The organism is Streptomyces sp. NPDC002577, assembly GCF_053594815.1.
In genome coordinates, this window is record NZ_JBSFWK010000041.1 from 55,693 (window position 1) to 80,840 (window position 25,148).

The 25,148-nt window shown below is 69.9% G+C and carries 19 protein-coding genes and 3 pseudogenes; 7 read left to right on the forward strand and 15 right to left on the reverse strand.

Features of this window, described 5'->3' with window-relative positions; all coding sequences use genetic code 11:
* Positions 1 to 13: 13 nt before the first annotated feature.
* Complete coding sequence (locus ACWD4J_RS34475; protein WP_451399432.1) at positions 14 to 1,504, forward strand: FG-GAP and VCBS repeat-containing protein; 1,491 nt, start codon at positions 14 to 16, stop codon at positions 1,502 to 1,504.
* Between the two features lie 259 nt (positions 1,505 to 1,763).
* On the opposite strand, the gene ACWD4J_RS34480 is transcribed toward ACWD4J_RS34475, so the two are convergent.
* Positions 1,764 to 2,174 carry a DUF6281 family protein gene (locus ACWD4J_RS34480; RefSeq protein WP_451399433.1) on the reverse strand — a complete coding sequence of 137 codons (411 nt, stop codon included), beginning with the start codon at positions 2,172 to 2,174 and terminating at the stop codon, positions 1,764 to 1,766.
* 513 nt (positions 2,175 to 2,687) lie between these two features.
* Between ACWD4J_RS34480 and ACWD4J_RS34485 the strand changes: the two genes are divergently transcribed.
* Complete coding sequence (locus tag ACWD4J_RS34485; protein WP_451399434.1) at positions 2,688 to 3,668, forward strand: outer membrane protein assembly factor BamB family protein; 981 nt, start codon at positions 2,688 to 2,690, stop codon at positions 3,666 to 3,668.
* Positions 3,572 to 3,961 carry a hypothetical protein gene (locus ACWD4J_RS34490; RefSeq protein ID WP_451399435.1) on the forward strand — a complete coding sequence of 130 codons (390 nt, stop codon included), beginning with the start codon at positions 3,572 to 3,574 and terminating at the stop codon, positions 3,959 to 3,961. Before ACWD4J_RS34485 ends, ACWD4J_RS34490 begins: the two co-directional genes overlap by 97 nt.
* Before the next feature lie 343 nt (positions 3,962 to 4,304).
* On the opposite strand, the pseudogene ACWD4J_RS34495 reads toward ACWD4J_RS34490, so the two are convergent.
* Together ACWD4J_RS34495 and ACWD4J_RS34500 are read right to left on the reverse strand one after the other, a co-directional pair.
* Positions 4,305 to 4,547 (reverse strand): annotated as a pseudogene (locus ACWD4J_RS34495) (IS630 family transposase); the annotation flags it as partial.
* Positions 4,548 to 4,748: 201 nt separating this feature from the next.
* Complete coding sequence (locus ACWD4J_RS34500) at positions 4,749 to 5,597, reverse strand: LysR family transcriptional regulator (protein WP_451399436.1); 849 nt, start codon at positions 5,595 to 5,597, stop codon at positions 4,749 to 4,751.
* A gap of 104 nt (positions 5,598 to 5,701) precedes the next feature.
* Between ACWD4J_RS34500 and ACWD4J_RS34505 the strand changes: the two genes are divergently transcribed.
* Positions 5,702 to 6,445, forward strand: coding sequence for an SDR family oxidoreductase (locus tag ACWD4J_RS34505; protein WP_451399437.1), 744 nt, complete (start codon positions 5,702 to 5,704; stop codon positions 6,443 to 6,445).
* Between the two features lie 666 nt (positions 6,446 to 7,111).
* Here the strand turns inward: ACWD4J_RS34505 and ACWD4J_RS34510 are convergent.
* Both ACWD4J_RS34510 and ACWD4J_RS34515 read right to left on the reverse strand, forming a co-directional pair.
* On the reverse strand, positions 7,112 to 7,999 hold the full coding sequence (locus ACWD4J_RS34510; protein WP_451399452.1) for a hypothetical protein: 888 nt from the start codon (positions 7,997 to 7,999) through the stop codon (positions 7,112 to 7,114).
* Positions 8,000 to 8,020: 21 nt separating this feature from the next.
* Positions 8,021 to 8,623 (reverse strand): annotated as a pseudogene (locus tag ACWD4J_RS34515) (cellulose binding domain-containing protein); the annotation flags it as partial.
* Between the two features lie 214 nt (positions 8,624 to 8,837).
* Between ACWD4J_RS34515 and ACWD4J_RS34520 the strand changes: the two are divergent.
* Positions 8,838 to 10,319, forward strand: a complete 1,482-nt coding sequence (locus ACWD4J_RS34520; RefSeq protein ID WP_451399438.1) for an APC family permease — start codon at positions 8,838 to 8,840, stop codon at positions 10,317 to 10,319.
* Positions 10,320 to 10,335: 16 nt separating this feature from the next.
* On the forward strand, positions 10,336 to 11,301 hold the full coding sequence (locus ACWD4J_RS34525) for a hypothetical protein (protein WP_451399439.1): 966 nt from the start codon (positions 10,336 to 10,338) through the stop codon (positions 11,299 to 11,301).
* Positions 11,302 to 11,373: 72 nt separating this feature from the next.
* On the opposite strand, the gene ACWD4J_RS34530 is transcribed toward ACWD4J_RS34525, so the two are convergent.
* From ACWD4J_RS34530 to ACWD4J_RS34565, 8 genes are read right to left on the reverse strand one after another with little or no spacing between them, the layout of a single operon-like run.
* Positions 11,374 to 12,174: an ABC transporter permease gene (locus ACWD4J_RS34530; protein ID WP_451399440.1), complete on the reverse strand. Its 801-nt coding sequence runs from the start codon at positions 12,172 to 12,174 to the stop codon at positions 11,374 to 11,376.
* Between the two features lie 3 nt (positions 12,175 to 12,177).
* The gene (locus ACWD4J_RS34535) at positions 12,178 to 12,981 is read right to left on the reverse strand and encodes an ABC transporter permease (RefSeq protein ID WP_451399441.1); all 804 of its coding nucleotides are present in this window, start codon (positions 12,979 to 12,981) and stop codon (positions 12,178 to 12,180) included.
* 2 nt (positions 12,982 to 12,983) lie between these two features.
* Positions 12,984 to 14,039: an ABC transporter ATP-binding protein gene (locus ACWD4J_RS34540; RefSeq protein ID WP_451399442.1), complete on the reverse strand. Its 1,056-nt coding sequence runs from the start codon at positions 14,037 to 14,039 to the stop codon at positions 12,984 to 12,986.
* The gene (locus tag ACWD4J_RS34545; protein ID WP_451399443.1) at positions 14,036 to 15,229 is read right to left on the reverse strand and encodes an MFS transporter; all 1,194 of its coding nucleotides are present in this window, start codon (positions 15,227 to 15,229) and stop codon (positions 14,036 to 14,038) included. The genes ACWD4J_RS34540 and ACWD4J_RS34545 overlap by 4 nt, the downstream gene beginning before the upstream one ends.
* Complete coding sequence (locus ACWD4J_RS34550) at positions 15,222 to 18,089, reverse strand: glycoside hydrolase family 2 TIM barrel-domain containing protein (RefSeq protein WP_451399444.1); 2,868 nt, start codon at positions 18,087 to 18,089, stop codon at positions 15,222 to 15,224. The genes ACWD4J_RS34545 and ACWD4J_RS34550 overlap by 8 nt, the downstream gene beginning before the upstream one ends.
* A 21-nt stretch (positions 18,090 to 18,110) precedes the next feature.
* Positions 18,111 to 18,983 (reverse strand): carbohydrate ABC transporter permease, encoded by an 873-nt coding sequence (locus ACWD4J_RS34555; protein ID WP_451399445.1) that lies wholly within the window; start codon positions 18,981 to 18,983, stop codon positions 18,111 to 18,113.
* Complete coding sequence (locus ACWD4J_RS34560; RefSeq protein WP_451399446.1) at positions 18,980 to 19,942, reverse strand: carbohydrate ABC transporter permease; 963 nt, start codon at positions 19,940 to 19,942, stop codon at positions 18,980 to 18,982. The genes ACWD4J_RS34555 and ACWD4J_RS34560 overlap by 4 nt, the downstream gene beginning before the upstream one ends.
* 20 nt (positions 19,943 to 19,962) lie before the next feature.
* Entirely contained in the window at positions 19,963 to 21,231 is a 1,269-nt protein-coding gene (locus ACWD4J_RS34565; protein ID WP_451399447.1) for an ABC transporter substrate-binding protein, read from the reverse strand.
* Between the two features lie 209 nt (positions 21,232 to 21,440).
* Between ACWD4J_RS34565 and ACWD4J_RS34570 the strand changes: the two are divergent.
* Positions 21,441 to 22,271, forward strand: a pseudogene (locus tag ACWD4J_RS34570) (RNA-guided endonuclease InsQ/TnpB family protein); the annotation flags it as partial.
* Positions 22,272 to 22,333: 62 nt separating this feature from the next.
* Here ACWD4J_RS34570 and ACWD4J_RS34575 read toward each other — a convergent pair.
* Positions 22,334 to 23,623: an ROK family transcriptional regulator gene (locus tag ACWD4J_RS34575; RefSeq protein WP_451399448.1), complete on the reverse strand. Its 1,290-nt coding sequence runs from the start codon at positions 23,621 to 23,623 to the stop codon at positions 22,334 to 22,336.
* A gap of 198 nt (positions 23,624 to 23,821) precedes the next feature.
* The gene (locus tag ACWD4J_RS34580; protein WP_451399449.1) at positions 23,822 to 25,105 is read right to left on the reverse strand and encodes an FAD-binding protein; all 1,284 of its coding nucleotides are present in this window, start codon (positions 25,103 to 25,105) and stop codon (positions 23,822 to 23,824) included.
* Positions 25,106 to 25,148 lie beyond the last annotated feature (43 nt).

Genomic DNA, 25,148 nt, shown 5'->3' on the forward strand with positions numbered 1-25,148 from the left:
AGTTCCGACGACGATGCGCAACAAGATCCTCTCCGCGACGGTGGTCTGCGCCGCAACCCTGCTGGGGCTGACCGCGCCCACCGCCGCCCAGGCAACCGAGACCGCCACGCCGCGGGGCGACTTCAACGGCGACGGCTACCCGGACCTGGCGGTGGGCGTGCCCTCCGCCCAGGTCGGCGACAAGGCCAAGGCCGGCTACGTGAACGTCCTGTGGGGCGGTCCGTCCGGCCCGGGCAAGTACGGCTCCGTACGGATCAGCCAGGCCACGAAGGGAGTGCCGGGCACCCCCGAGGCGGGTGACCTCTTCGGCTCCGCGGTGACCGCCGCGGACGTCGACGGCGACCGCTACGCCGACCTGGTCGTGGGCGCCTCCAGTGAGTCTCTCTCCTCCGACAAGTCCGCCGAACACGGCACCGTCACCGTGCTGCGCGGCTCCGCCTCCGGCTTCACCAGCGGCGGCTACACGGTCGCGCGGGGCGTGAGCGAGTTCTCCAAGATCGGCGCGGTGATCGCCGCCGGGGACGTGACCGGCGACGGCATCACCGATCTGGCGCTCAGTCTCCGCGGCGAGGAGCACGGCGGCGTGGTGCTGCGTCCCGGCCCGCTCACCGCGGACTCCCCGGACACCCTGAGCGGGGAGATCACCGGAGCGGACCTCGGCGGCGTGAGCGCTCTGGCCACCGGCGACTTCGACGGCGACGGTGACGACGACCTGGCGGTCTCGGTCTCGGCGTCGGAGAGCAGATTCGTCGCGGTCTACCGCTGGCAGGGCGGCGCCCCGGAGCAGCTGTGGAGCACCACGGCCTCCGCCGTCTCCCTCGCCGCCGGCGACTTCGACGCGGACGGCACGGACGACCTGGTGCTCGGCTACTGCTACCCCAACTATGAGGTCGGCGACAACCCGGACTGCGCGGACTACTCCACGGGCCGCGCCGAGGTGTTCAAGGGCGGGCTGGTGAAGGTGGCGTACGGCTCGAAGTCCGACGGCTTCGGCGCCCGCACCCAGGAGATCCAGCAGGACACTCCGGGCATCGCCGGCACCGCCGAGTCCGAGGACCGCCTCGGCACCGCGGTCGCCGCGGGCGACGTCGACGGCGACGGCTACGCCGACCTCGCCATCGGCGACCCGTACGAGGCGGTCGGCTCGCAGCAGAACGCGGGCATGGTGATCCTGGTACGCGGCACCGCCACCGGCCTCCTGACCTCCGACGGCACGGCTTCGAGCGTCGGCTTCACCCAGAACACCACCGGCGTCCCGGGCACCGCGGAGCAGGGCGACCGTTTCGGCGCCTCGGTCCGACTGCAGGACTACGACGCCGACGGCCACGCGGACCTCGCGACAGGCGCACCCGGCGAGAACTCGGCCAAGGGCGGCGTCTGGCTCCTCCCGGGCACCGCCCAGGGCCCGACGGCGACGGGCTCCCGGGCCCTGACACCGAAGAGCCTGGGGCTGCCGTCGTCGACGAGCGCGCTGGAGTACGGGCTGGTGATCGGGCGCGGTTAGCTTGAGCCGACACGGCTCAGCGATCCAGCAGGAATCCCAGCACCTGCCGCAGGCATACAGGGAAGACCTACGGCGTTTGGGCTGTTGGCCTGGTCAGCGGACTCTTCTGAGGAGGTCCAGACGACTGTGCGGGCCCGGCATCACTGGGGATGCTCTTCGTGCGACTGGTGTCGTACAGGTGGCAGCGCACGGCGGCCTGGCGCGCATCGCGACCGGCGCGGGGCGCCGCCGCCTACGCGGCAGCGCCCCGCGCTCGGCGTCAAGAGCCGTTGATCAGTTTCTTGACCTCAGGGGGCAGCCCCTCGTCGGACTTGACGGCGACGAAGACAGCGTCACCGGGTGCGCCTCCCACCGCGATGGCGATGCCGGGGTCCAGCCCCTCGACCGCATAGGCAGTCGTCGGGGTCGCCGGCGAGCCGTCGTCATCGTCGTTGGGTGTGTCGTCGCATGGCGGTTGGGTAGCGGTACCGAGCTTGTCCCCGACCGTGAAATCGACGTTGGCCACGTCCGAGTACGTACGGTTCTCGTACTCGACCACGAACGCACAAGACGCCGCGGACTCACCGCCACCGCTCAACGGCGTGCAGGCGACGGACACCGTGATGGTGGTGGCTGCCGCCAGTAGTGCCCATGTGGATCCGCTCCGGCCGACCGCGAGCGCAGCCTTCATCGACATACCTCCTCTTGGAGCATCAGCTCCGGCTCAGTAGATGCTGTGATGGCCGAGGACATCCCTTGCCAGTCCTCCTGGCCCTTGTCGTGCGCTGGAACGAGCGTTCGTGCGTGGTGTCGATTGCCGTGGACCCCAGCGATGTCCTTCAGCCCGGAGACGTGCCCGGCCTCATCAACTCCGACGGAGCAGGCGTCGTTTTCGTTCGAGCTGCTGCTGAGAACGTCGCCGCTGAAGCGTGAATTGTGATCGCTTGCGTAGCGATGCCAGGTAGCCGGTGACCGCCACCCCGGCCCGACGAGGCCGATTTCTCTCCGCCGGTACAACCCTTGCCCCTGGCAACGAGTCTCCTGTGCGATCACCGCACGTAAAGACCCGGGGACTTTCCGGCAAACACGGGCGGAATGAGCCCATCGACTGCGGGTGCCCTCGGCATCTCAGCGTCGAGCGAGCCCAACTGCGGCGCGAATTTCACGGACTGAGGGGGCTGCTGTGACCGACGACAAAAGACCCATGCGTCTGCTGGGGGGACCCGCGCCGCGCATTGCGATACTGACCGCGGTGATCGGGATGGTGTTCGTGCTGCTGGCCCAGCTCGCGCAGTGGTACGACCATCGTGACCTCGTCACCGGCGCGCAAGGCACCTTCCCCGCCGCCTTCGCCACCGAGGCCCCGGTCGCACCCGGGCACGTCATACGACGGACGACGGACGACGAATTCCACGCCCTGGCGCAGGGACTGTATCTACAGACCACGGACACGGGCGTGAAGGCGGTGAACCTGCGGACCGGCAAGGAGTACTGGCGCTACGAGCGCCGGGACTCGGACTACGCCCTCGTGTGGAATTTCGCGGTGTCGAAACGCACCGTGGTGGCCGTGTACGCCGACGGTAAGCTCGTCGGCATCGATCTGCGCACGGGCAAGCAGCTGTGGCGCACGGAGCTCCGGCACGTCGAGGGCTACAGGCTCGTGAGCCTTGCCGGCGGCCAGGCCGTCACCCACGAACCTGGCGCCGTGCGCGCCTTCGACGAGCGCGACGGCAGGAGTCTATGGACGGTGAAGACGCCCAAGACCTGCCCCGGCGTACTCGTCTACACCGTGTACGACCTGCCGGACCGCCTGAGTGCGATAGCCGTGATGTGCAACGTGACGACACCCGACCAGGAGCAGTACAACCTCCTGATCGGCGTCGACAACCGCAGCCCCTCTGGCAGAAGCGCACCGACGACCCGAAGCAGACGGTCAGGGCCGACGAACAGACACTGGTGGTCGGCCCGGCGCCGGACGCTGATGAGTCGCTCGCCGTCCACATACTCGACGTCAACCGCGAAGGTGCCACTCCACGCGCCGACCTGTCCACCGACTCGTGGAACCCGGTCGGATCGGGAGGCGGCACCGTGGTGCTGGCCTCAGACACGACGAAGGGCCGGGGCTACCACGACACCCTCCTGCGTGCCTACGACACCAAGGACGGACACCGCACCTGGCAACTGAGGGCCCCCACCGGCCAGGAGTACGGCTCCGGCGTGATCGCCGACGGCCGGATGTACGTCGTACGCCAGCCGTTCCTCACCGGGGCGGACGGTCGACGCCGGATCCGCGCCGAGCTGCTCGTCCTCGACGCGGACACCGGACACCTTCTCCACACCCTCCGGCTGCCGGCCATGACCGTGCCGGAGGACGACATCTCCTTCATGACGCTCGACATTCAGGATGTTACGGATGGTGCGGTGAGCATCAGCTGGCGGGACGGTGTGACTCAAGACCTGCTGATCGCCACGGACTGATGCTCGCTCTCTTCCCCCGCATTGCGAGGCCCGGGGCGGCCCAACTCGTCACTTCCACGGTCAGCTCCGCTCGCTCGGCCGGTTGAGACCCCAGTCGAGAGGCTGGCAGCGTGACCGGAGCGAGGACTACGGGGCGACGCGATGATCCTGACGCTGTATGGAGTACAGCGTCTGAGCAGCGCCCCATTCCACAAAGCTGCTGATGAGCTCCATGCCGATGGATTCAAGGAGGCGGCGTGATCGGCTGGCCTCCTGAGTGACCGCGATGACGGACGGACCCTCCGAGTGGATGTGGTCGAAGGCCCAGCCGACTGCGGCCGAAACGGCCTCGCGGGCGTAGCCCCCAGACGAGCACGATCGGGCCGCCGAGCTGGGTGTGGGCCGCGATGAGGAGGTCGCGGTAGTCGGTCCAGGTGAAGCTGCGGCGTCCGCCTTGTTTGTGGTCGGTGTGCCGTCGGGGCCGGTAGATGAGGCGAGAGCGTTCGCCGGGTTTGTAGCAGGTGAGGGCGGCGATCGAGTAGCGGCGCTGGGAGCGTCCGCGGACCCGGATGACCGGGGTGTGGCCGCGCTTTGCCCAGGTGCGGTGGGTGCAGCCACCTGCTCCAGTGTCACGCCCGGACCGCGGTTCCTCGCGACCCGCACGACGTCCTCGCGGAACTCCTCGGGATAAGGCTTGGGCGCAGCGACATCCTTCCCACCCGCCCTGCAGGGCAAGCCAGTTCAGATGTCACCCGATCGTGCAGCAGACCCGAATCCAGCATGCCCTCCCGGCGTTCACCGCCGTCGGTCACAGGGCGGCGGCGGCGCGCACCAGCCCCGCGACCGCCGTCGAGCGGCTGTGTGGGGGCCAGGCGATGACCGTGGTGACGTGGGGGGCGTCGGGGACCGGTACGGCGGTGAGGTCCTCGCGCAAGCCGGTGAGGCCCGACTCCGGGACGACCGCGCAGGCGCGGCCGAGGGCGATGAGCTGGGTGAGCTGCGTGTGGTCGCGCACCTGCGGTCCGGGGCCGTCCGGGAAGGTGCCGTCGGGGCGTGGCCAGCGGGGCAGGGGCAGGTCGGGAAGGTCGGTGACCTCGGCGAGCCGCAGGTGGGGGCGGGCGCTGAGAGGGTGGCCCGCCGGGAGGATCGCGACCTGACCCTCGGTGTGCAGGTCCTCGGTGTCGAAGCCGGCCGTGTCGTCGAACGGCCGATGCAGCAGGGCTACGTCGGCCCGGCCGTCGCGCAGCACCCGTGCCTGCTCGCCCGGCCCGCACAGCACGACGTCCACGGCGACGGCGCCGGGCTCGGCGGCGTAGGCGTCGAGGAGTTTCGCCAGCAGTTCACCGGAGGCGCCCGCCTTCGCGGCCAGGACCACGGCGGGGCGGCCCGTCGCGGCGAGGGCGGCCCGGCGGGTGCGCCGTTCGGCGGCCTCGACGGCGTCCAGCGCCGCCCGCGCCTCCCGCAGCAGCACCGCCCCCGCCCCGGTCAGGGCGACGCCCCGGCTGCCGCGCTCCAGCAGGACGGTGCCCAGGCGCCGTTCGAGCCCGCCGATCGCCCGCGACAGCGGGGGCTGGGCGATCCCGAGCCGCTGCGCGGCCCGGCCGAAGTGCAGCTCTTCGGCGACCGCGACGAAGTACCGCAGCTCACGTGTCTCCACTCCGCCAGCCTAACCGGGCCGGCCAGGAGCGATACCCGGGCGGTATCGCCGTCCACCCAGTCGGTCTTGGACGCCCTGCCCGGCGGGGGAGAAGTATCGACGTCATGAGTGAGACGAACACCGTGAACCACCACAAGATCGCGCTGGTGACCGGGGCCAACAAGGGCATCGGGTACGAGATCGCCGCCGGGCTCGGCGCCCTCGGCTGGTCCGTCGGAATCGGCGCGCGGAACGAGGAGCGGCGCGAGGCCGCTGTGGACAAGCTGCGCGCGGCCGGGGCCGACGCGTTCGGCGTGCCGCTGGACGTGACCGACGACGCGAGCGTGACAGCGGCGGCTCGGCTGATGGAGGAGCGGGCCGGGCGGCTCGACGCGCTCGTCAACAATGCGGGGATCACCGGCGGCGGACCGCAGGAGCCCACCACGGTCGACGTGAACCGGGTACGGGCGGCCGTGGAGACCAACGTGATCGGCGTCATCCGCGTCACCAACGCCCTGCTGCCGCTGCTGCGCCGCTCGCCGTCGCCGCGGATCGTGAACGTCTCCAGCAGCGTCGGCTCCCTCACGCTCCAGACCACGCCTGGCGCCGAGACGGGCCCCATCGCCATCGCCTACGCGCCGTCGAAGACGTTCCTCAACGCCGTCACCGTGCAGTACGCCAAGGAACTGGCCGACACCCACATCCTGATCAACGCCGTCTGCCCCGGCTTCACGGCGACCGACCTCAACGGCTTCCGGGGAGTGCGCACCCCCCAACAGGGCGCAGCCGCCGCTATCCGGCTGGCCACCGTGCCGGCCGACGGGCCGACGGGCCGCTTCTTCGACGACGAGGGAGAGGTGCCCTGGTAACGCGCTTCCGGTTCGCGCCACCCCGGGGAGATGGTGCATACGCAACCAGCCTGCTGGCGTGAGTGTCTACATCTGCACCGCCGCCGAGGGTGAACCCGAGCCGGCACCCTCCCCCTCGCACATCACTCAGAAGCCCCGAACTCTGGCTCTGCCGATGACAACTGCTTGATCTGCGACGACGCCGGCGCCAAGACTGCTGTCACCGAGGCGGCCATGGAGCTGGCGAAGGCCCGGGCCGCGGCACTGGCCGAGTGCATCGAGCAGGGCATCGGTGAGGAGCAGCGCGACGCGTGGGTGGCGTCCAACCCGCCCGTCCTCGCCGCCGACGCGGGGCTGACCGCCGGGCTTCGAAGTCGAGCGGGTATACGGCGGCTGGAACCTCGAACCCGTCGGGGCTGGAGACGGAGAGCTCCTGGTCATCGCCCGCGCATGAAACTTGCGCATGAGACCCGTACACCAGACTCGCCTACCGCCGTCCCCGAGTCGTCCACGCCGCAGCGGCCTTCGCGGCCGGTTCGGCACCATCACCGCCCGGGCCGAGGGGCGCAACGTATGACGCCGTGTCCTCGCACTCCGCCAACGGGCCGACCGTACGCCTGAAGTGACCCGCACCGGTCACCCGCCCAACCTCTCTTGGGGCGGGTGGCCGGTGCGGGAGCAACGGGGTCAGTAGCCGTACCGCGACTTGATGTGGCGCCAGAAGTCGCGCAGCATCCACGTGTCGAACGTGGTGATCTCCGTCGCGCTGCCCGCGTTCATGATGAAGCCGCCGACGCCCGTCGGGGTCCAGTCGTAGAAGTCGTCGAGGCCGAAGGTGTGGCCGACTTCATGGAGATAGATGTGTACGTTCTCGGCGTCCAGGGCGCCCGTGAAGTACTCCTGGTCGACGCGCTGGCCCCAGTCGCCGCCGGCGCCGCCGAGGCCCATGCCCTTGGTGAGCCAGAGGGACTGGTCATAGTGGTGGGCCGCTCCGCCGGGGCACTGGGAGTAGTCGGCGTCCTGGTGGAAGAAGCGGCCGCAGGGCGGGGCGCACTGCGGTACCCCTCCGTCATCGAGGTTGCCCACGTAGATGTCGACCGAGTCGTCGTTCCACTGGAGCAGGGAGCGGTCCTTGACGGCCCAGCCGACGACCTTCACCGGGACGCCGGCGTAGGGCCACTTGTTGTAGCCCTTGCCGTTCTCCGTGAGGGCGGACATCCACTTCCCGAACTGCTTCTGCAGCTGCGTCTGGATCTTGTCGCGGAGGGTGGTGGAGACGGGGTTGTCGGACTCCCAGCGGACGCAGTAGTTGATGCTGCCGCCATTGGCGATGACCTGGTCGAAGCCGTAGTTCTTGAAGCCGTAGATGTCGGGGTAGGTCGACGCCATGTGGTTCCAGACCTCGTCGAGGGGCTGGACGAGGTCGGCGGGCGGGTTCCACTCGTCTGCGGCATCGGTCGAGGTCGGGGTCGGGGTCGGCGACGGGGTTGCGGTTGCCGTTGCCGTGGGGGTGGCTGTCGGGCTCGTCGATTCGCTGAAGGTCGGCTCGGCCGTCGCGCTCGGGCTCGTGTCCACCCCGGAGTCGCAGGGCCTGCCGTTCAGTGCGAAGGACGTCGGCGGCGTCGGGACGGCGGAGGAGGAGAGCGAGCCCAGGAAGCCCGCGGTGGCCGTGGCGCCGGTGTCCAGCGACTGGCTCCAGCTGGGGGCCTTCACCGTCACGGTGGTGCCGGACTGCGACCAGTCGGCGTTCCAGCCCTGGGTGACCTTCTGGCCGTCGCCCAGCTCGAACGTCAGCGTCCAACTGGACACGGAATCGCCTCGGTTGGTGACAGCGACCGATCCCTGGAAGCCGCCGTCCCACTGACCGGTGACGGAGTAGTCCACCGAGCAGCTTGCCTCGGCGCCGCTCGCCACCACCGGTACCAGCGCTCCGGCCGCAGCTACGAGGACGCCCGAGAGCGCCATCAGGAGCGGACGCGCGAAGCGCCGGGGTCTGCGGTGGGGTGTGGGTTGGGGAGGGGGTGGAGTTGTCATGGGCGTTCCTTCGGCTCGGGTATCGGCTGCCGTGGTTCGGCCGTTAGTGGCCACCCGCCCCGAATTGGTTGCCGTGCCCATGTAATGGAACGACGAGTGTCGGGCCCCCTTGGCTGTGGCTTGAATTGAGGGCTTGTCATCCGGTGTAGAATCCTCCGGATTCATCTTGAATGCTCAATCAGTGCGGCTATGATCTCAGCCACCTGGTGCGACGGTCCGCCCGGCTATGTGGCTGAACGGTGTCCGTCAAGCCACCGGCCCCATGCCCAAAGTGCCCCACCCTGCGGACCGGTGGCCGGTTCCCGTCCCCACCCTCACCGCACGTCGTCGTCGGCCCCGCCGTGCTGTCGCGTCGTGTACGACGGAAAGCAGCACATCGATGAGCAACTTCAGGGGCAGAGGTCTCCAGGCCAACGTCCTCGGCACGGTCGACACGGTCGTGATGGCGATCGCGGGCAGTGCCCCCGCATACTCCCTGGCCGCGACCACCGCGGTCCTCGTCGGCACGGTGGGCCTCGCCAGCCCCGCGGCGCTGCTGTACTGCGCGATACCCATGCTGGGCATCGCGCTGGCGTTCAGCTACCTCGGCCGGATCGACGTCAACGCGGGCGCCAGCTACTCCTGGGTCGGCCGCACGCTCCATCCCTTCCTCGGCTTCATCAGCGGCTGGGCCCTGGTGATCTCCGCGACCATCTTCATGGTGGCCGGTTCGCTGCCCGCCGGTTCGATGACCCTCTCGCTCTTCGACGAAGGGCTCGCGGACAACACCGCGCTGGCCACCACCGTCGGTGCGGCCTGGTTCGTGGTCATGCTGCTCGTCGTGCTCGGCGGGGCCCGGCTCACCGTCCGCGCCCAGCTCGTCATGTCCGGCGTCGAACTCGCCATCCTGGCCGTCTTCGCGATCGGCGCGCTCCTGCACACGGGCAACGCCCGGCCCTTCGACTGGTCCTGGCTGGGCTTCAGCCACTTCGACGGCGTCAGCGGATTCGCGTCCGGCGCGCTGATCGCCGCCTTCTACTACTGGGGCTGGGACGTCACCAGCAACCTCAGCGAGGAGACCCGCGACAGCCGCCGCACCACCGGACTGGCGGGCCTCATCGGTGTCGGCATCGTCTTCCTGCTCTTCGAGGTGTTCACCATCGCGGTGAACGTCATCCTCACCGACAAGCAGATCCAGGCCAACGACGCCAACGTCCTCGCCGCGCTGGGTGAGGCGATCTGGCCCGGCTGGGGCGGCAAGCTGCTCATCATCTCCGTGATGCTGTCCACCATCGCCACGCTGGAGACCACGCTCATCCAGGTCACCCGCTCGCTGTTCGCCATGGGCCGCGACCGCACCATGCCGACCGCGCTGGGCCAGGTGCACCGCAAATGGAACACCCCCTGGGTGGCCATCGTCGTGGTCGGCGCGGTGGCCCTGGTGATGTTCGTGGCCTCCAACGCCCTCGGCACGGTGGGCGACATCCTCTCCGACGCCATCGCCGCGATCGGCCTGCAGATCGCCGTCTACTACGGACTGGCCGGCCTCGCGGTGGTCGTCGCCTACCGCAAGATGCTGCTGAAGTCCCCGGGCAACTTCTTCTTCGGCGGGCTGTGGCCGCTCCTCGGCGCCCTGTTCATGTTCTGGATCTTCGTCGAGTCGCTCGGCGAGCTGGACGGCGCAGCGATCGCGATCGGCATCGGCGGACTCGCCGTCGGCCTCGTCCCGATGCTTTGGTACTGGCGGCAGGGCAGCGAGTACTACCGGCCCGCGAAACTCGACGCCAGCCGCGCCATCGAGACCGACTACGTCCCCGACGGGAATGCCGCGTCGGTCGCCGAGCAGTCACGTCAGCACGAGGGCCTGCCCACCGACTTCTGAGAGGGAGCAACCCGCGATGGCCGCGCGAAGACGCTTCACCCCCGAGTTCGACCCCGACTGCGGGGACAGGCTGCTCACTTCCGCCCGCCAGGACATCGTCATCGGCCGTTGGCAGGGCGTACGGGACCTGCTGCGGGCCACCGGTGGATCATGGGTCCCGCGGGGCCACCGGGTGCGGCTGCTCGCGCAGGCCTGCGCGAGCAGCTCCACGGTGGAGTCCTGGCTGGGCGCCGAACCCCGCAGCGCCGACGCCCTGGTGCTGCGGGCCGCGACCGAGACGGCGAGGGCCTTCAACCTGGCCATCGCAGCGGGCCGCGGCGCCCCGATCGACCAGAACCGGATCGACGCCGCGGTGATGGCCTGCTACCAGGCCGCCGACGCCTACCCCGACGACCCCACGCCCTGGATCTCCCTGATCTCCGTGGCCCGGCTCTACCCCGCCGGCGTGCGCCGCCAGGAACTGGGCCAGTGGTGGGACGAGCTGCACCACCGCGATCCGTACAACCTGGAGGGCCACCTCCAGGTCCTGTACTACTACTCGTCCCGCTGGCACGGCACGCACGGCCTGATGTACGACTTCGCCCGCGACGCGGCCGGTGTGGCGCCGCCCGGCTCCTCGCTGCCGGTCCTGGTGCAGTACGCGCGCGTGGAGGAGTACCGCTACATGCTGGACGGGGTGAAGGGACAGCACGGCACCCTCGTCGGCGTCAGCCGGCACTGGGACCACGAAGGCGCCGTCAGCGACGTACGGCGCACCTGGCAGCGCTGGATCGCGGAGCGCGCGGACGGCCCCGTGCCGCCCGCCGAGATACCCGCCCTCAACTGCCTGACGCACGCCGCCTGTCTTGCGGGCCTGACGGACATCGCCGCCCCGCTCTTCCGGCTCCTCGGCACCCGCGCCACACGGACGCCCTGGTCGTACACCGGGGACCCGGAGCACCAGATCCTCAAGTGGCACAGGGAGTCGTCGCACGAGGGGTGAGTCGACGACGAGGGCGCGGCCGTATGTCTCGACGACACGCGCGGCATACGGCTCGGCCGCGCGTGTCCGCCGTCATCCGTTCACCCCGGTGTAGTGCCGCAGGCTCCACTTCCACAGCAGCCGGGACGCCAGGTACGCGGCCGCTCCCAGCAGCGGGGAGGCCGCCGCCAGCCAGTACGGCACGCCGGTGCCCGAGCCGTGGCCGGTCAGCACCGCCGCGGGGAAGTACGCGACGAACGCGAGCGGCAGACCGAACGTCAGGAAGCCGCCGACCGCCTTCGGCAGCACGTTCAGCGGATAGCTGCCGAAGGTGCCGAGCAGCTCCTCCAGCCAGCGGCCCCAGTAGTCGGCGGCCGGGAAGCGCAGCGACGCGCAGGCCACGGCCGTGAACAGGGCGGCCTCCAGGAGCATGCCGCCGAGCACGCACAGCACGAGATACGTGATCCGTCCCGCCGTCCAGTCCAGGTCGCTGCGGGTCAGCGCGCCCGCCATCAGGCCCGCCGCCACCGTCAGGTCGCCGATCGCGTTGGTGGGGAAGTACGACAGCTGCAGCTGGCGATAGACCGGCATCGGGCGGACGAGGTACGTGTCGATCACGCCTTCCTGGATGTGCCGGCCCAGGCCGTGCACCCGCCCCAGGAACAGCACGAACAGGCCGTGCGCCAGCATCCGTGTCGCCGGGATCAGCAGCACGTCCGAGCTGTCCCAGCCGCCCATGCCGGTGAACCGGGTCAGCAGCACCGTCGCGAACACGATCACGGACACCTGCCAGACCGCGCCGATCGCGACCATCATCAGGAACTCGGATCGGTACTCCAGCTGCGCGCGGAAGTTCAGGCGCGTGATGCGCCAGGCGATGCGCACCGCGTTCAAGGGTCAGCCTCCTTGCGAGATCACGCGCCGGGCGGCCCGCCGCCACAGCAGCCGGGTGAACAGGGCGAGCGCCACCACCCAGGCGGCCTGTACGGCGAGTTGACCGCCCGCGTCCGACAGCGGGATGCGGCCCACGTACAGCGACAGCGGCACGCTCAGCGTCGCCTGGAAGGGCAGGAAGCCGCTCAGCGTGATGAACCAGTCCGGGAAGAACCACAGGGGCGCGTACACGCCCGACAGAAGGTTCTGCGCGAAGATCAGGATCAGCATCGCGGCGCCGTTGCGGAGCGTCCAGAAGCACAGCTGGTCGATCACCAGCATCACGTAGTACATGACCCACTGGCCGAGCACCGCGCTGAGCGCGAACACCGCGGCCACGGCGGCCGACTTCGGCGGCTCGACGACGCCGGCGGCCAGACAGACCACGTATCCGACGAGCGCCCAGGCGAGCCCGTAGAGCTGTTCGCCGAGGGCCCTGAGCGCGTAGTACCGCTGGGGAGACAGCGGGCGCAGGTACCAGTAGACGATCGTCCCGAAGTGCATGTGCTGCAGGACGCTGTCCCGGCCCGCGTACTGGTCGAGGGTACGCACCCGCGTGGCCAGGACGGCCAGCACGGCGTACGTGACGGCCTGCTCGCGGTCGAGTCCGGCGGTCGTGCCGCTCGCCGCGTACAGGCCGCGCCACAGCGACGCGACCAGCACCACCTGCACGGTCATCCGCAGCAGCTCGGCGGTGATACGGGGCGGGGAGTGCAGCTCGCCGAGCGGGGTGACGCGGGCGGCCCGCCACGCGTGGACGGCGGCCATGGTCACTCGCCCCCCGCCCGGACTCCCGCCTGCACTTCGGTCTGGGCGTCCGTCTGGGCTTCCGTCTGGGCGTCCGCCTGGACGTACGCCGTCCGCATCACGTCCTCGAGGTCCGCCTCGTCGATCGCGATGTCCGTCACCTCGTACCGCTCGATGACCTGCTTCAGCGCCTGGTGGACGGTCGGAGCCGTCGGCCCGTCCGGTCCGAAGACCACCTGCGGGCCCTCGCGGCGCAGCAGCGTGATCCCCGGCAGGGGCTCCACGCGCGCGTGCGGGTCGGCGAGTGTGGCCCGCACCTGCCAGGTCGAGCCGAACTTCCGGCGGATCTCGTCCAGGGTGCCGTCCAGGACGAGCCGCCCGTGGTTGATCAGTACGACACGCTCGGCGAGCCGTTCGACCTCCGTCATGTCGTGCGTGGTCAGCAGCACCGTCCGGCCGCGCTCCTCGACCTGGTGGCGGAGGAACTCGCGCACCTGCTCCTTCACCACCACGTCCATGCCGATGGTGGGCTCGTCGAGGAACACCACCTGCGGGTCGTGCAGCAGAGCGGCGGCCAGGTCGCAGCGCACGCGCTGGCCCAGGGAGAGGTGCCGTACGCGCGTGTCCCAGAAGGAGGAGAGGTCGAGCAGCTCGTCGAACTCCGCGAGCCGCGCGCGGTGTTCGTCCCCCGGAACCTCGTAGATGTCCCGCAGGATCGCGAAGGACTCGCGGACCGGCAGGTCCCACCACAGCTGGGTGCGCTGCCCGAACACCGCCCCGATGTTGCGGGCGTTGCGCTCGCGCTCCTCGTACGGGACCACGCCCGCGACGCGTGCCTCGCCCGACGTGGGGGTGAGGATGCCCGTGAGCATCTTGATGGTGGTGGACTTGCCCGCGCCGTTCGGGCCGAGCAGGGCCAGCAGTTCGCCCGGTGCCACGTCGAAGGAGACGTCCACGACGGCGTGCTTCGCGACCCGCTCCGGGCTGACCAGTGATCTGAGTGCGCCCGCGAATCCGGGGCGGCGCACGGTGGTGTGGAAGGTCCGGGACAGGCCGCGGACCTGGATACTGCCGCTCATGCGGCGGACCTCCTCGTGAGCCTGATCAGCCAAACCGTCGCAAGGAGCGAGGCGGCCGACAGGACCGTAAGCAGCCATGGCACAGCGTGGATGCCGGACGCCTCGATGCCGACGCCCAGCAGCGGTGGGGCCGCGACGCCGCCGATCATAGAGGCGGCTATCACCCAGGCGCCTGCCCTTTTCGCCTCCGGCAGCGCCCGGTTCAGCCAGGGCAGACCGGTCGGGAACACCGGTGCGATGAAGAGCCCCACACCCGCGTACGCGACCGGGGCAGCGCCCGGTATCAGCGCCAGCAGCAGGCACGCGGTCATGCCGGCCGCGCACACGGTGAGGATGCGCTCCGGCGAGTACCGCAGCGTGATCGGTACGACGAGGAAGCGGCCGACGGTCATCATCAGCCAGTACACGGAGGTGGCCGAGGCCGCGACGGCGGACGCGTAGCCGACGGTCTCCAGATGGGTGGGCTCCCAGCCGCCGACGCCCGCCTCGACCGCGACGTTGAGGATGTAGAGGGCGAGGAAGCCGACGAGGATCCGGGGGAGACCGAGCGAGTTCTTGCGGACGACCGGCGACTCGACCGGCGACTCGTCCGGCGACTCGTCCGGCGTGCGAGCCTCGGTGCGCACACCGCCGGTGCACAGGACCAGCACCGCCGACAGCACGGCGGACGCCCCGAAGGCGTACCCGTATCCGTCCGTGCCGGTCCATGCGATCAGCGCCGGGCCGAGCACCGCCCCGATGCCGAAGTGCGCGTTGAGGATGTTGAGCATGGCCGTCGAGCGGTCGCCGAAACCGACGGCGAACAGCTGGTTGAGGCCGTAGTCGATGCCGCCGAAGCCGAGGCCGCCGAGGAAGGCGGCGGCGAGCGCGAGCGGCCAGTCCGGGGCGAGCGCGAAGCCCGCGCCGCCGAGCGCCATCAGGGTGTAACTGGCAGCCAGCAGCGAGCGGTTGCTGATCCGGGAGTGGATCGCGTTGAACGCCAGGACGCCGGCGACCCCGCCCGTGAAGTGCAGGCTGAGGCCGAGTCCGGCCCCCGCGGGGGACAGGCCGTACTCCTCGCGCAGGCCCGGCACCGCCGGACCGTAGAGCGCCTGGAGCATGCCGATGAGGACGAATCCGACGCAGGACGCGGCCGCGGCCGGACGGCTGAAGAGCCGTCCGGCCGCGGCTTGCGTGACAGTGCTAGTCATCGATCTCCACGAACGTGAACGAGAACTCGGCGGGCTCCGCCTGCAGCAGGTACTGCGGCAGAGGGCCGGGACCGCACGACTGGGAGCCGATGCCGCCCTGGCCGTTGTCGAGGTTGACCCAGACCGTGTCGCCGGGCGTCAGGTCCGTGCGGTGATCCGCGGCGTCGAGCTGCTCGGTGGTCCAGCGGCGGGCCGTGAACCAGAACTCCGGGTCGCCCTCGATGCGCAGGCCGCCGATCTCCGCCCAGCGGATGTCGGCACGCGCACCGTTCTCCTGCGGGCGGACGTACGGGGTCTGCAGGTCGTCGACGGACGACTGCCAGAGGCCCAGCTTCGACGCGGCCCGCGTGTCCGGGTACGCCTCGCCGGGGCCGCCGCCGAACCACTTCACGTGGTCCGCCGTCGAGGCCAGCCCGAAGCGGATGCCGAGCCGGGGCAGGGGCGCCTTCCACTCGCCCTCGGGCGTGACCGACACGGTGAGCCGCAGCCGGGTGCCGTCGGACGTCCAGCGGTAGGCCGTGCGCAGACCCACCTCCCAGGCGGCGGGCGCCACCCGGGTCCGCACCGTCAGCGCGTCGTCGGTCAGCTCCACCGCGTCCAGGCGGTGCCGCATCCGGTGCAGGCCCAGCTTCCGCCACAACAGCCCGAAGCGGACGTCGTCCTGCCAGCTCGCGCCGTTGTCGTTGTCGGTGGTCGCGCGCCACACGTCCAGGCGGGGACCGGTGACGTCGACCGCCCCGATGGCGCGCAGCTCACCGGTCCGGGCGTCGAACGACGCCGGGCCGAGGTGGATCAGCCCGTCACCCGCCGTGGGCCGGTCACCGGCCGCGACCGGCACCGGCGCCCGCTCGGTGACGGGCAGCTGCGCCCAGGCGACCTCATGGCCCTTCGTGCCCCACGCGGAGTCGTCGGCCAGCAGCGCGCGCACCGTCCACTGGGTCTCGCCGCCCCGGCTGTCGGCGGGCGGCTCCGGCAGCTTGACCTCGGCGGACTCGCCCGCGGCCAGGCCCGGCACGGCCAGCGATCCGGCCTCGACCGTCTCGCCGTCCACCTGGTACGACCACTCGAACGCGAGGTGCGACAGGTCGGCGAAGTCGTGCCCGTTGGTGATCCGCACCGTGCCCGCGGGGCCGTCGCCCTCGATCCGGACCGGCTCGATCACCTTCTTGTACTCGACGAGCCCCGGCGACGGCGTCCGGTCCGGGAAGATCAGCCCGTCGCAGACGAAGTTGCCGTCGTGCAGCTCCTCGCCGAAGTCGCCGCCGTACGCGTAGCCGAACCGGTCGTCCTTGATGCCGTGGTCGATCCACTCCCAGACGAAACCGCCCTGGTTGCGCGCGTACTTCTCGAACAGCCGCTGGTAGTCGCTGAGTCCGCCCGGCCCGTTGCCCATCGCGTGCGCGTACTCGCAGAGGATGAAGGGCAGGTCGCGGCGCCCGAGCGGGCCGCCGTCCAGGCCCCGGCCGATCTGCTCGACCTCGGCGTGCGAGGCGTACATGCGCGAGTACATGTCCGTGTCGCGGCAGTTGAAGTCGCCCTCGTAGTGGACCAGGCGGCTCGGGTCGCGGTCGTGGATCCACTCGGCCATCGCGGTCAGGCCGCGGCCGGTGCCCGCCTCGTTGCCGAGCGACCAGATGACCACCGACGGGTGGTTCTTGTCGCGCTCGACCATGCGGGCCGCGCGGTCGAGGAGCGCCGGGGTCCAGCGGTCGTCGTCGACGGGGTTGTCGCGCCAGGCCTGCTCGACGAAGCCGTGCGTCTCCAGGTCGCACTCGTCGATGACCCACAGGCCCAGCTCGTCGCAGAGCTCGAGGAAGGCCGGGTGGGGCGGGTAGTGGCTGGTGCGGACGGCGTTGATGTTGTGCTGCTTCATCAGGACCAGGTCCCGGCGCATGGTGTCCAGGTCCAGGGTCCGGCCGGTCTCCGGGTGGAACTCGTGCCGGTTCACGCCCCGGAACAGGATCCGCTTGCCGTTGACCTTGATGACGCCGTCCTCGACGGCGACCGTGCGGAACCCGATGCGCAGCGGGATGCGCTCACCGGCCGTGGCCAGCACACCGTCGTACAGGCGCGGCGTCTCGGCCGTCCACGGCTCGACGGGCACGGTCAGCGGCTCGCCCGTCGCCACGTCGATGCCGAGGTCCGGGACCGTGACCCTGCCCTCCACGAGGGAGTCCACGCGCAGCGTCCCCTCCCCGCTGCGGTGGTCGTACGACGCGTGGACGAAGAAGTCCACGGCCGCGCCCTCGGGGCGGTGCAGCAGGGTCACGTCCCGGAAGATGCCGGGCAGCCACCACTGGTCCTGGTCCTCCAGGTAGGAGCCGGACGACCACTGGTGGACGCGGACCGCCAGCACGTTCCCGGTGGGCCGCAGCAGCCCGCCCACCGAGAACTCGTGCGGCAGCCGGCTGCCCTTGAACTCGCCGATGTCCTCGCCGTTCAGCCACACCCGCGCACACGACTCCACCCCGTCGAAGCGCAGCACGGCGTCGCCGTCCGCCGGCCAGTCATCGGGCAGGTCGAAGGTGTGCAGATGGTCACCGGTCGGGTTCTCGGTCGGCACGTACGGCGGGTCGACCGGGAACGGGTACAGGTGGTTGGTGTAGATCGGCGCGCCGTGGCCCTGGAGGACCCAGTGGCCCGGTACGGCCACCGCGTCCCAGCCCGACGCGTCGAAGCCGGGCTCGGCGAACGACTCGTCCTGCGCGCCTGCCGTGGCGGACAGCCGGAAGCGCCATCTGCCGTTCAGCGACAGGCGGGCGGCGTCCGACGCGGCGTACCAGGCACGCGGCGGCAGCCCGCCGCGGCCCGGCGACACGTCTTCTACATAGGCGGTGGATTCGGTGGTGCGGATGGACATCGCTCTCCGTAGGTTGTTCGGTCAGCCCTTGATGCCGGTCTGTGCGATCCCCTGCACCAGCCAGCGCTGGAGGAAGAGGAACACGAACACCAGGGGCAGGATGGAAATGGCGGTGGCCAGGAAGATCAGGTGGTAGTTGACGGTCTGGTTGGTCATGTACGAGGACAGCGCGATCTGCACGGTCCACGCGCTCGGGTCCTGCCCGATGACCAGCGGCCAGAGGAAGGAGTTCCAGCCGTTGATGAACGTGATCGTGGCGATCGCCGCGAAGAAGTTCAGCGAGTTCGGCACGACGATGCGCCAGTACGCACCCCAGTAGCCGAGCCCGTCCACGCGCGCCGCCTCCTCCAGCTCCTTCGGGAAGCCCAGGAAGTACTGCCGGAAGAGGAAGCAGGTGAAACCGCTGAACAGGCCCGGGATGATGAGGCCGCGGTAACTGTCCACCCAGCCGAGCGACGAGACCAGCACGAAGCTCGGCACGAAGGTGACGGCCGAGGGGACCATCAGGGTGACCAGGACGGCGTAGAAGATCTTGTTGGCGTGCTTGTACGGGATCCGGGCCAGGCCGTAGCCGGCGAGCGAGCACACCAGCAGGGTGCCGACGGTGTGCAGGACGCCGACGACCGCCGAGTTCCACAGGGAACGCGCGAAGGGGACCGTCGGGTCGTCGAACAGCTCGCTGATGTTGCCCCACTGGAGGTTCGTGGGGAAGAACTGCCAGTTCTCTCCGGTGATCTCGGCATCGGTGGAGAGGGCGTTGCGGACCAGCAGATAGAACGGGACAAGGAAGAGCAGGGCGGCGATGCCGGTGGCGATGTAGAGGCCGGTGGAGCTCATGACGCCGCCACGCCTGGCCCGGCGCGGCTTCCCGGTCTCGGGGACGGTGGTGGTCACTTGGACTCGTCACCCCTTCCGAAGCCCAGGAGCTTGCCCTGGAACAGGGTCACGATGCAGATCAGCAGGGTCAGGATGACCGCTCCCGCGCTGCCCGCGCCGTAGTCCTGGTTCTGGCCCAGGGCGGTGTAGTACAGCTCGACGAGCGGCGGCCGGCCCCAGGTGGTCTTCGCCAGCAGGTTGTAGAACTCGTCGAAGGCCTGGTACGCGGCCACGAGCAGCAGCAGGACCACGGCGGTCGTGGTGGCGCGGAGCTGGGGCAGCGTGATGTGCCGGAAGGTCTGCCAGCCCGGCTTCGCGCCGTCGATGGCGGCGGCCTCGTACAGCTCCCCGGGGATGTTCTGCAGCGCCGCCAGGAAGAGGATCATGTAGAAGCCGGACTGCAGCCACAGGCGGGCGCTGACGATGACCAGCCAGTACCACGGCGGATTCGGGTCGACCAGCCAGGCGATGTTGTCCACGCCGAACCAGCCGATGACGGTGTTGGCCAGGCCGAAGCGGACGCCGTTGAAGATGGACATCTTCCAGATCAGCGAGGCGGCGACGTAACTGCACGCGGTCGGCAGGAAGAACACGGATCGGAAGAACGCCCGCATGAAGCGCAGCCGGTTCACCAGCAGCGCCAGGCCCAGCGACAGTGCCCAGGTAGTGGGCACGATGAAGGCGGCGAAGACGGTGAAGGTGATGAGGGCGCCTGTGAAGTTGTTGTTCTCCAGCATGAACCGGTAGTTCTCGAACCCGATGAAATGGCTCGGCGTGACCGTGAAGCGCGCCTCGAAGAAGCTGAGCCAGATGCTCCAGCCGATCGGGACGTAGACGAAGATCACCAGGCCGATGAGGAACGGCCCGGTGAAGAGCCAGAAGTTGAAGGTGCTGCTGCCCCGCAGCCCCCGCCGCGACCGGGCCTTGGAGGCCTCGGCCGGGGCGGGGCGCGCGAGGTCGCGCGTGGTCGTCGACATGTCGTAACCCGTCCGGCGGCCTATCCGAAGAGCTTCTTGAGCTCGCGGTCGACCGTCTTGTCCGCCTTGTCGAGTGCGGCCTCCGGGTCCCCGCCCTTGCGGACGGTGTCGGCGAAGACGTTCTCCAGCGCGGTGATCATGGCCTGGGTCCAGCCGATGTTGTCGAAGTGCCCGTACTCGTTGAAGAGCTTGACGCCCTCAGCGGGCAGGCCCGACTTGAGCTTGGTGGCGCTCTCGGCGATCGAGGCGCGCGGCGGGATGTGGAAGCCGTACGAGGTGGCCCAGTCCTCCTGGTACTTCTTCTGCTCGATCCACAGCCACTTCACGTACTCCTTGGCCGCGTCGACGTTCTTGCCCTTGGCGTTGACGAACATCGACCAGCCGCCGTTGTAGACCGAGGGCTTGCCGGCGTCGGTGACCTTCGGGAAGGGCATGACGCCGAGGTCGTCGCCGAGCGCCTTCTGCATCTGGGGCATGGCCCACATGCCGCAGAACTGGATGGCACACAGGCCCTGGTTGAGCGCGGACGGGTCCCAGAAGTCGGCCGGGGCGCCGAGGAGCAGGTTGCCGCTGGTGAACAGCTTGCGCATCTTCTTGAGGCCCTCGACGACGCCCTCCGTGTGGTAGGCGATCTGGTTCTTGTCGTCGAGGGTGTCGGCACCGGCCGACCAGATCATCGGGTTGATGACCGCGTGCAGGTCGTTGCCGAGGAACAGGCCCTTGACCTTGCCCGTGGTGAGCTTGGCGGCGGCCTCGATCAGCTCGTCGAGCGTGGTCGGCACGTCGACGCCGGCCTTCTCGAGCAGCGAGGGGCGGTAGAAGAAGAACTGCGGGTCGTCGATCATCCGGACGCCGTATATCTTGCCGTCCACCGTGTGCGACTTGATGTCGGCCTGGTTGAAGTCGTCCTTGACCGGGTCGATGATGTCGGTCAGGTCCGCCACCTGTCCGCTCTTGACGAGCTGGATCTGCGGGTGGAACTCGAACAGGTCGGGCGCGTTGTCGGTGAGCAGCGTCGCGAAGAGCTTGCTCTCGAAGTCGGAACCGGTGATCCACTGCGTGACCACGTTGGCCTTGGTGTACGCCTTCGCGTACTTCTTGATGGCCTGCTCGGTGCCCGCCTCGCCGTACGCGTGGAAGTACTGGACGAGGTTCTTGCCCGAACCGCCGCTCGAGCCTCCACGGCCGTTGTTGCTGCCACACGCGGCCAGGGGGCCGAGGGCGGCGAGGCCGGCGGCGGCCCGGAGTACCGAGCGGCGGTCCCAGTTGCTGCTGCTCATTGCCGACATGGCTGACGTCCTTGTCTCGAAGGCGGCTCAGATGGCGTTGCGGTGCGGGACGTTAACCTTCGGCTAAGGCTTCGGCAAGGGGTTGGACGAAGTCTGCCCGAAGCGTTGTATCCGTTCGGGATACCGAACGCTGAGGGGTGTCGGAGCCGGGGCGGGCCGCCGCACCTGGGGGTCCCCCCGCTTGAGCGAAGCCGAGAGTGGGGGAGGCCCGCCCCGGTCGGTCAGTTCTGCCTCGACCAGGCCTGGTTGGCCCCGCCGTTGCAGGTGTGTGGTCGCGTCCCCTCCCTGAGAGCGCGGTGCCCACGACCGTGACGGTCGGCCGGGATGCGGCGGGGCGCTGGTTCGTGTCGATGCTGTGTGAGGACAACCCGGCCCCAATGCCCTCCAGTGATGAGGCGGTCGGTATCGACGCCGGGATCACGTCCCTGGTGACGCTCTCCACGGGAGAGAAGATCACCAATCCGAAGCATGAGCGCAAAGACCGGGCGCGTCTGGCCAAGGCTCAGCGCGAGTTGTCGCGTAAGGCCAAGGGCAGCAAGAACCGGGACAAGGTGCGGCACAAGGTGGCCCGGGTGCATGCCCGGATCGCTGACCGCCGCCGCGACTTCCTTCACAAGCTCACCACTCAACTCGTGCGCGAAAACCAAACGCTCGTGATCGAGGACCTGACCGTGCGCACCATGGTCACCAACCACAAGCTCGCCCGCGCCATCGCGGATGCGAGCTGGACCGAACTGCGGTCCATGCTCGAGTACAAATGCGCCTGGTACGGGCGGGAGCTGGTGGTCGTCGACCGCTGGTTCCCCTCGACCAGGCTGTGCTCCGCCTGCGGCGCCATCGCCGCGAAGATGCCGCTGAACGTACGTGCATGGACGTGCGACTGCGGAGCCCAGCACGACCGGGACGTGAACGCAGCGAAGAATCTCAAGGCCGCCGGGCTGGCGGTTGCGGCCTGTGGAGCCGGTGTAAGACCTCAACGGGAGACCTCCCGGACGGGGCAGTCGGCGATGAAGCAGGAAACCCCGCGGCGCGAGCCGTAGGACTCCCCCTCGTTTCCGAGGGGGAGGAAGTCAAGTGCATCCCTTCCGTCGTCACCGTCACTTCACGAAGGCGGTGCTGTACGGCTCCTGGCAGGGGTGGTGCGACGGGTGGCGGTCCTGCCGCCCGTGTTCTTCTTCTGGGGCTGGCCACCGGGCTTCTGGCCCACGGAAGACAGCGCCCCTTCCAGCGCGAAGGTCGCCGCGCCGAGGCACACCGGGTCGGTGGGAATGGGGGAGAGGACGATCTCGGTGGCGGCCAGCGGCCGCTTCAGCGCGTGCCGGGCAACGGCCTCGCGCACCTCGGCGAGCAGCGGCTCACCGAGCGCGGACGCGACCCAGCTGCTGAGGACGATCACTTCGGGGTTGAGCAGGTTCACCAGGTCGGAAATGCCCGCTCCGAGGTAACGGCCGGTGTTCTGCACGGCCTTGACCGCGACCGGGTCCTGCTGGGCGACTCCGCGCGCCACGGCGTCGATCGTCGCCGTCTGGTCCTCGGGGTGCAGCAGTGGACTGCCGGGGCTCAGCTCCCGCAGATTGAGCATGATGCCGGGCGCCCCGACATACGTCTCCACGCAGCCGCTGTTGCCGCAGTGGCACAGCCGGCCGTCCAGCACCAGCGTGGTGTGGCCCCACTCGCCGGCGCTGTTGGTCACACCCCGGTGCAGCTCACCCCCCATCGCGAACCCGGCGCCCACACCCGTGCCGAGGTTGACCACCACGGCGTCGCCACGCCCGCGTGCCGCGCCGAACCACAGCTCGGCCACGGTGCACGCGTGCAGCGGATTGTCCAGATGCAGGGGATACGCGATGTGGGCGGCCAGCAGATCGAGGAGCGGCACGTCGTGCCAGTCCCAGTTCGGTGCGTAGACCGAGACGCCGCCTTCGCGGTCCACCTGGCCCGGCACGCTGACCCCGACGCCGAGGACCCTGGCGCCCGCCACGCCCGCCTGCGCGACGACCGAGCCGACGGCGGCGGCGACATGGGCGACGACCTGCTCGGGACGGTTCTCACCAGCGCGTACGTCCTCGTCGGCGCGCCCCAGCACGTTCAGCGCCAGGTCGAACAGCTCGACGCGGACGTATGTCTCGGCGATGTCGACACCGATCAGCGCGCCCCCCGGCGCATTGACGGCGACGAGGCCCCGCGGGCGCCCGCCCGCAGAGTCCTCGAACCCGACCTCGGTGAGCATCCCGAGCTCCAGCAGCTCCCCGACGAGCGTGGCCACCGTCGCCAGACTCAGTCCCGTCGCGGCCGCCAGCTCCTGCCGCGACGTGGGTGACTCGGCGATGATCTGGCGAAGCACTTCATAGCGGTTCGCCGTGCGGATGTCCCGGGACGTGCGCTTCCCCACCGGACTGCCCCCTCCGTCCCTCTGATCTCTGGCGAGGCGCAAGGCTATGGCGTCACGGGACTTTCGACAAGGGGTTAGGAAAGGGGCTGGAGAAAGTCGCGCGGTCCCGCGCGGTCCGGTCCGCCCGGCGGCGGGCCGGCGCGTGCACGCCGGGCGGACGGCCGGGCCGGGCGCTCCGCGGGTGTGTCCCGGCGCTGGTCAGATCTGCTCCGGCCGTTCCACACGACCTGCCAGCACCTGGCGTACGAAGGGATTACGGAACTTCCCGACCGGGTCCAGCGACTCGGCCAGCTCGACGAATTCTGACATACGCGGATAACGCTGCCGCAGAGTGGCCGGTGAGGTGGTGAACACCTTGCCCCAGTGCGGCCGCGGCGCGAACGGCGCCAGCTGGTGCTCGACGAGAGAGACCACGGGCAACACGGCCTCGGTGTCCGCCACCCAGGTGAAGTGCAGGGCCACTGTGTCGCGCCCGTACGCGGGACTCAGCCACTGGTCGTCCGCGGCCACCGTGCGGACCTCGCAGATCTGCAGGACCGGCGCGATCTTCTCCCGGATCGCGTCCAGCGCGTGCAGGGCGGCGAGCGCGTCGGAGCGATCGAGGAGGTACTCGGACTGGAGTTCGGCACCGCTGCTCGGCATGAACTCGGCGCGGAAGTGCGGCAGCCGCTCGTGCCACGGCCCGGGAACGCCGAACTGCTGCGTGCAGTTGACGGCGGGCATGCCCGGCACGGGGTGCATGGGTTCGGTGGCGGGCGGGGCCCACGGGAAGTCGGGGACCGGAGCGTCGGCGCGCTGCTTCAGCCACACCTGTGTGAAGCGCGGGCCCCGCCAGTCCGTGAACAGGCTCACGCTGTACGCGGCCGACGACACCGCCGCGTAGTCGAGCCCGTCGAGCGGCAGGTCCGTGAACACGTGCTGGCTCATCTCGAAGCCCGGCTCCAGGTCCAGGGTCAGCGCCGTCACCACGCCGAGCGCACCGAGCGCCACCACCGCCCCGCCGAACCGGTCATCGCCACGGCTGATGGTCACCGTCGAACCGTCCGCCGTGACCAGCTCCACCTCGCGCACCGGGGCGGCGAGGCTGCCGTTCGCGTTGCCGGAGCCGTGGGTGCCCGTCGCCACGGACCCCGCGACGGAGATATGGGGCAGCGAGGCCATGTTGTGCAGCGCCAGCCCGTGCTCGTGGACGCGCCGGGCCAGCTCCGCGTAACGCACACCGCCCGCCACGCGTACCGTGCGCGCTGCCGTGTCGACCTCGACGGACGGCGGCAGGGCGGCGAGCGACAGCAGCACGTCCTCACTGTCCGCTATGCGGTTGAACGAGTGGCCGCTGCCCAGGACCCGCACCTTCCGGCTGCCGGCCACCAGGGTACGCAGCTCGTCGAGGGAGCCGGGGCGGTGCACCTCGTTCGGCGTGAAGGTGATGGTGCCTGCCCAGTTGGTCACGGTGCCGCCGTCGTATCCCGCTGTGTCGGTCACGGACTGTAGTCCTCCCCTGTTCACGATGTGCCGTCGCCGTGCA

Coding starts and splice junctions, on each gene's coding strand:
- ACWD4J_RS34560 (WP_451399446.1), bottom strand. CDS start 19,942: ATGTCGACGACCACGCGCGACCTCGCGCGCCCCGCCCCGGCCGAGGCC.
- ACWD4J_RS34550 (WP_451399444.1), bottom strand. CDS start 18,089: ATGTCCATCCGCACCACCGAATCCACCGCCTATGTAGAAGACGTGTCG.
- ACWD4J_RS34520 (WP_451399438.1), top strand. CDS start 8,838: ATGAGCAACTTCAGGGGCAGAGGTCTCCAGGCCAACGTCCTCGGCACG.
- ACWD4J_RS34565 (WP_451399447.1), bottom strand. CDS start 21,231: ATGTCGGCAATGAGCAGCAGCAACTGGGACCGCCGCTCGGTACTCCGG.
- ACWD4J_RS34505 (WP_451399437.1), top strand. CDS start 5,702: ATGAGTGAGACGAACACCGTGAACCACCACAAGATCGCGCTGGTGACC.
- ACWD4J_RS34535 (WP_451399441.1), bottom strand. CDS start 12,981: ATGGCCGCCGTCCACGCGTGGCGGGCCGCCCGCGTCACCCCGCTCGGC.
- ACWD4J_RS34545 (WP_451399443.1), bottom strand. CDS start 15,229: ATGACTAGCACTGTCACGCAAGCCGCGGCCGGACGGCTCTTCAGCCGT.
- ACWD4J_RS34480 (WP_451399433.1), bottom strand. CDS start 2,174: ATGAAGGCTGCGCTCGCGGTCGGCCGGAGCGGATCCACATGGGCACTA.
- ACWD4J_RS34485 (WP_451399434.1), top strand. CDS start 2,688: ATGCGTCTGCTGGGGGGACCCGCGCCGCGCATTGCGATACTGACCGCG.
- ACWD4J_RS34525 (WP_451399439.1), top strand. CDS start 10,336: ATGGCCGCGCGAAGACGCTTCACCCCCGAGTTCGACCCCGACTGCGGG.
- ACWD4J_RS34540 (WP_451399442.1), bottom strand. CDS start 14,039: ATGAGCGGCAGTATCCAGGTCCGCGGCCTGTCCCGGACCTTCCACACC.
- ACWD4J_RS34475 (WP_451399432.1), top strand. CDS start 14: ATGCGCAACAAGATCCTCTCCGCGACGGTGGTCTGCGCCGCAACCCTG.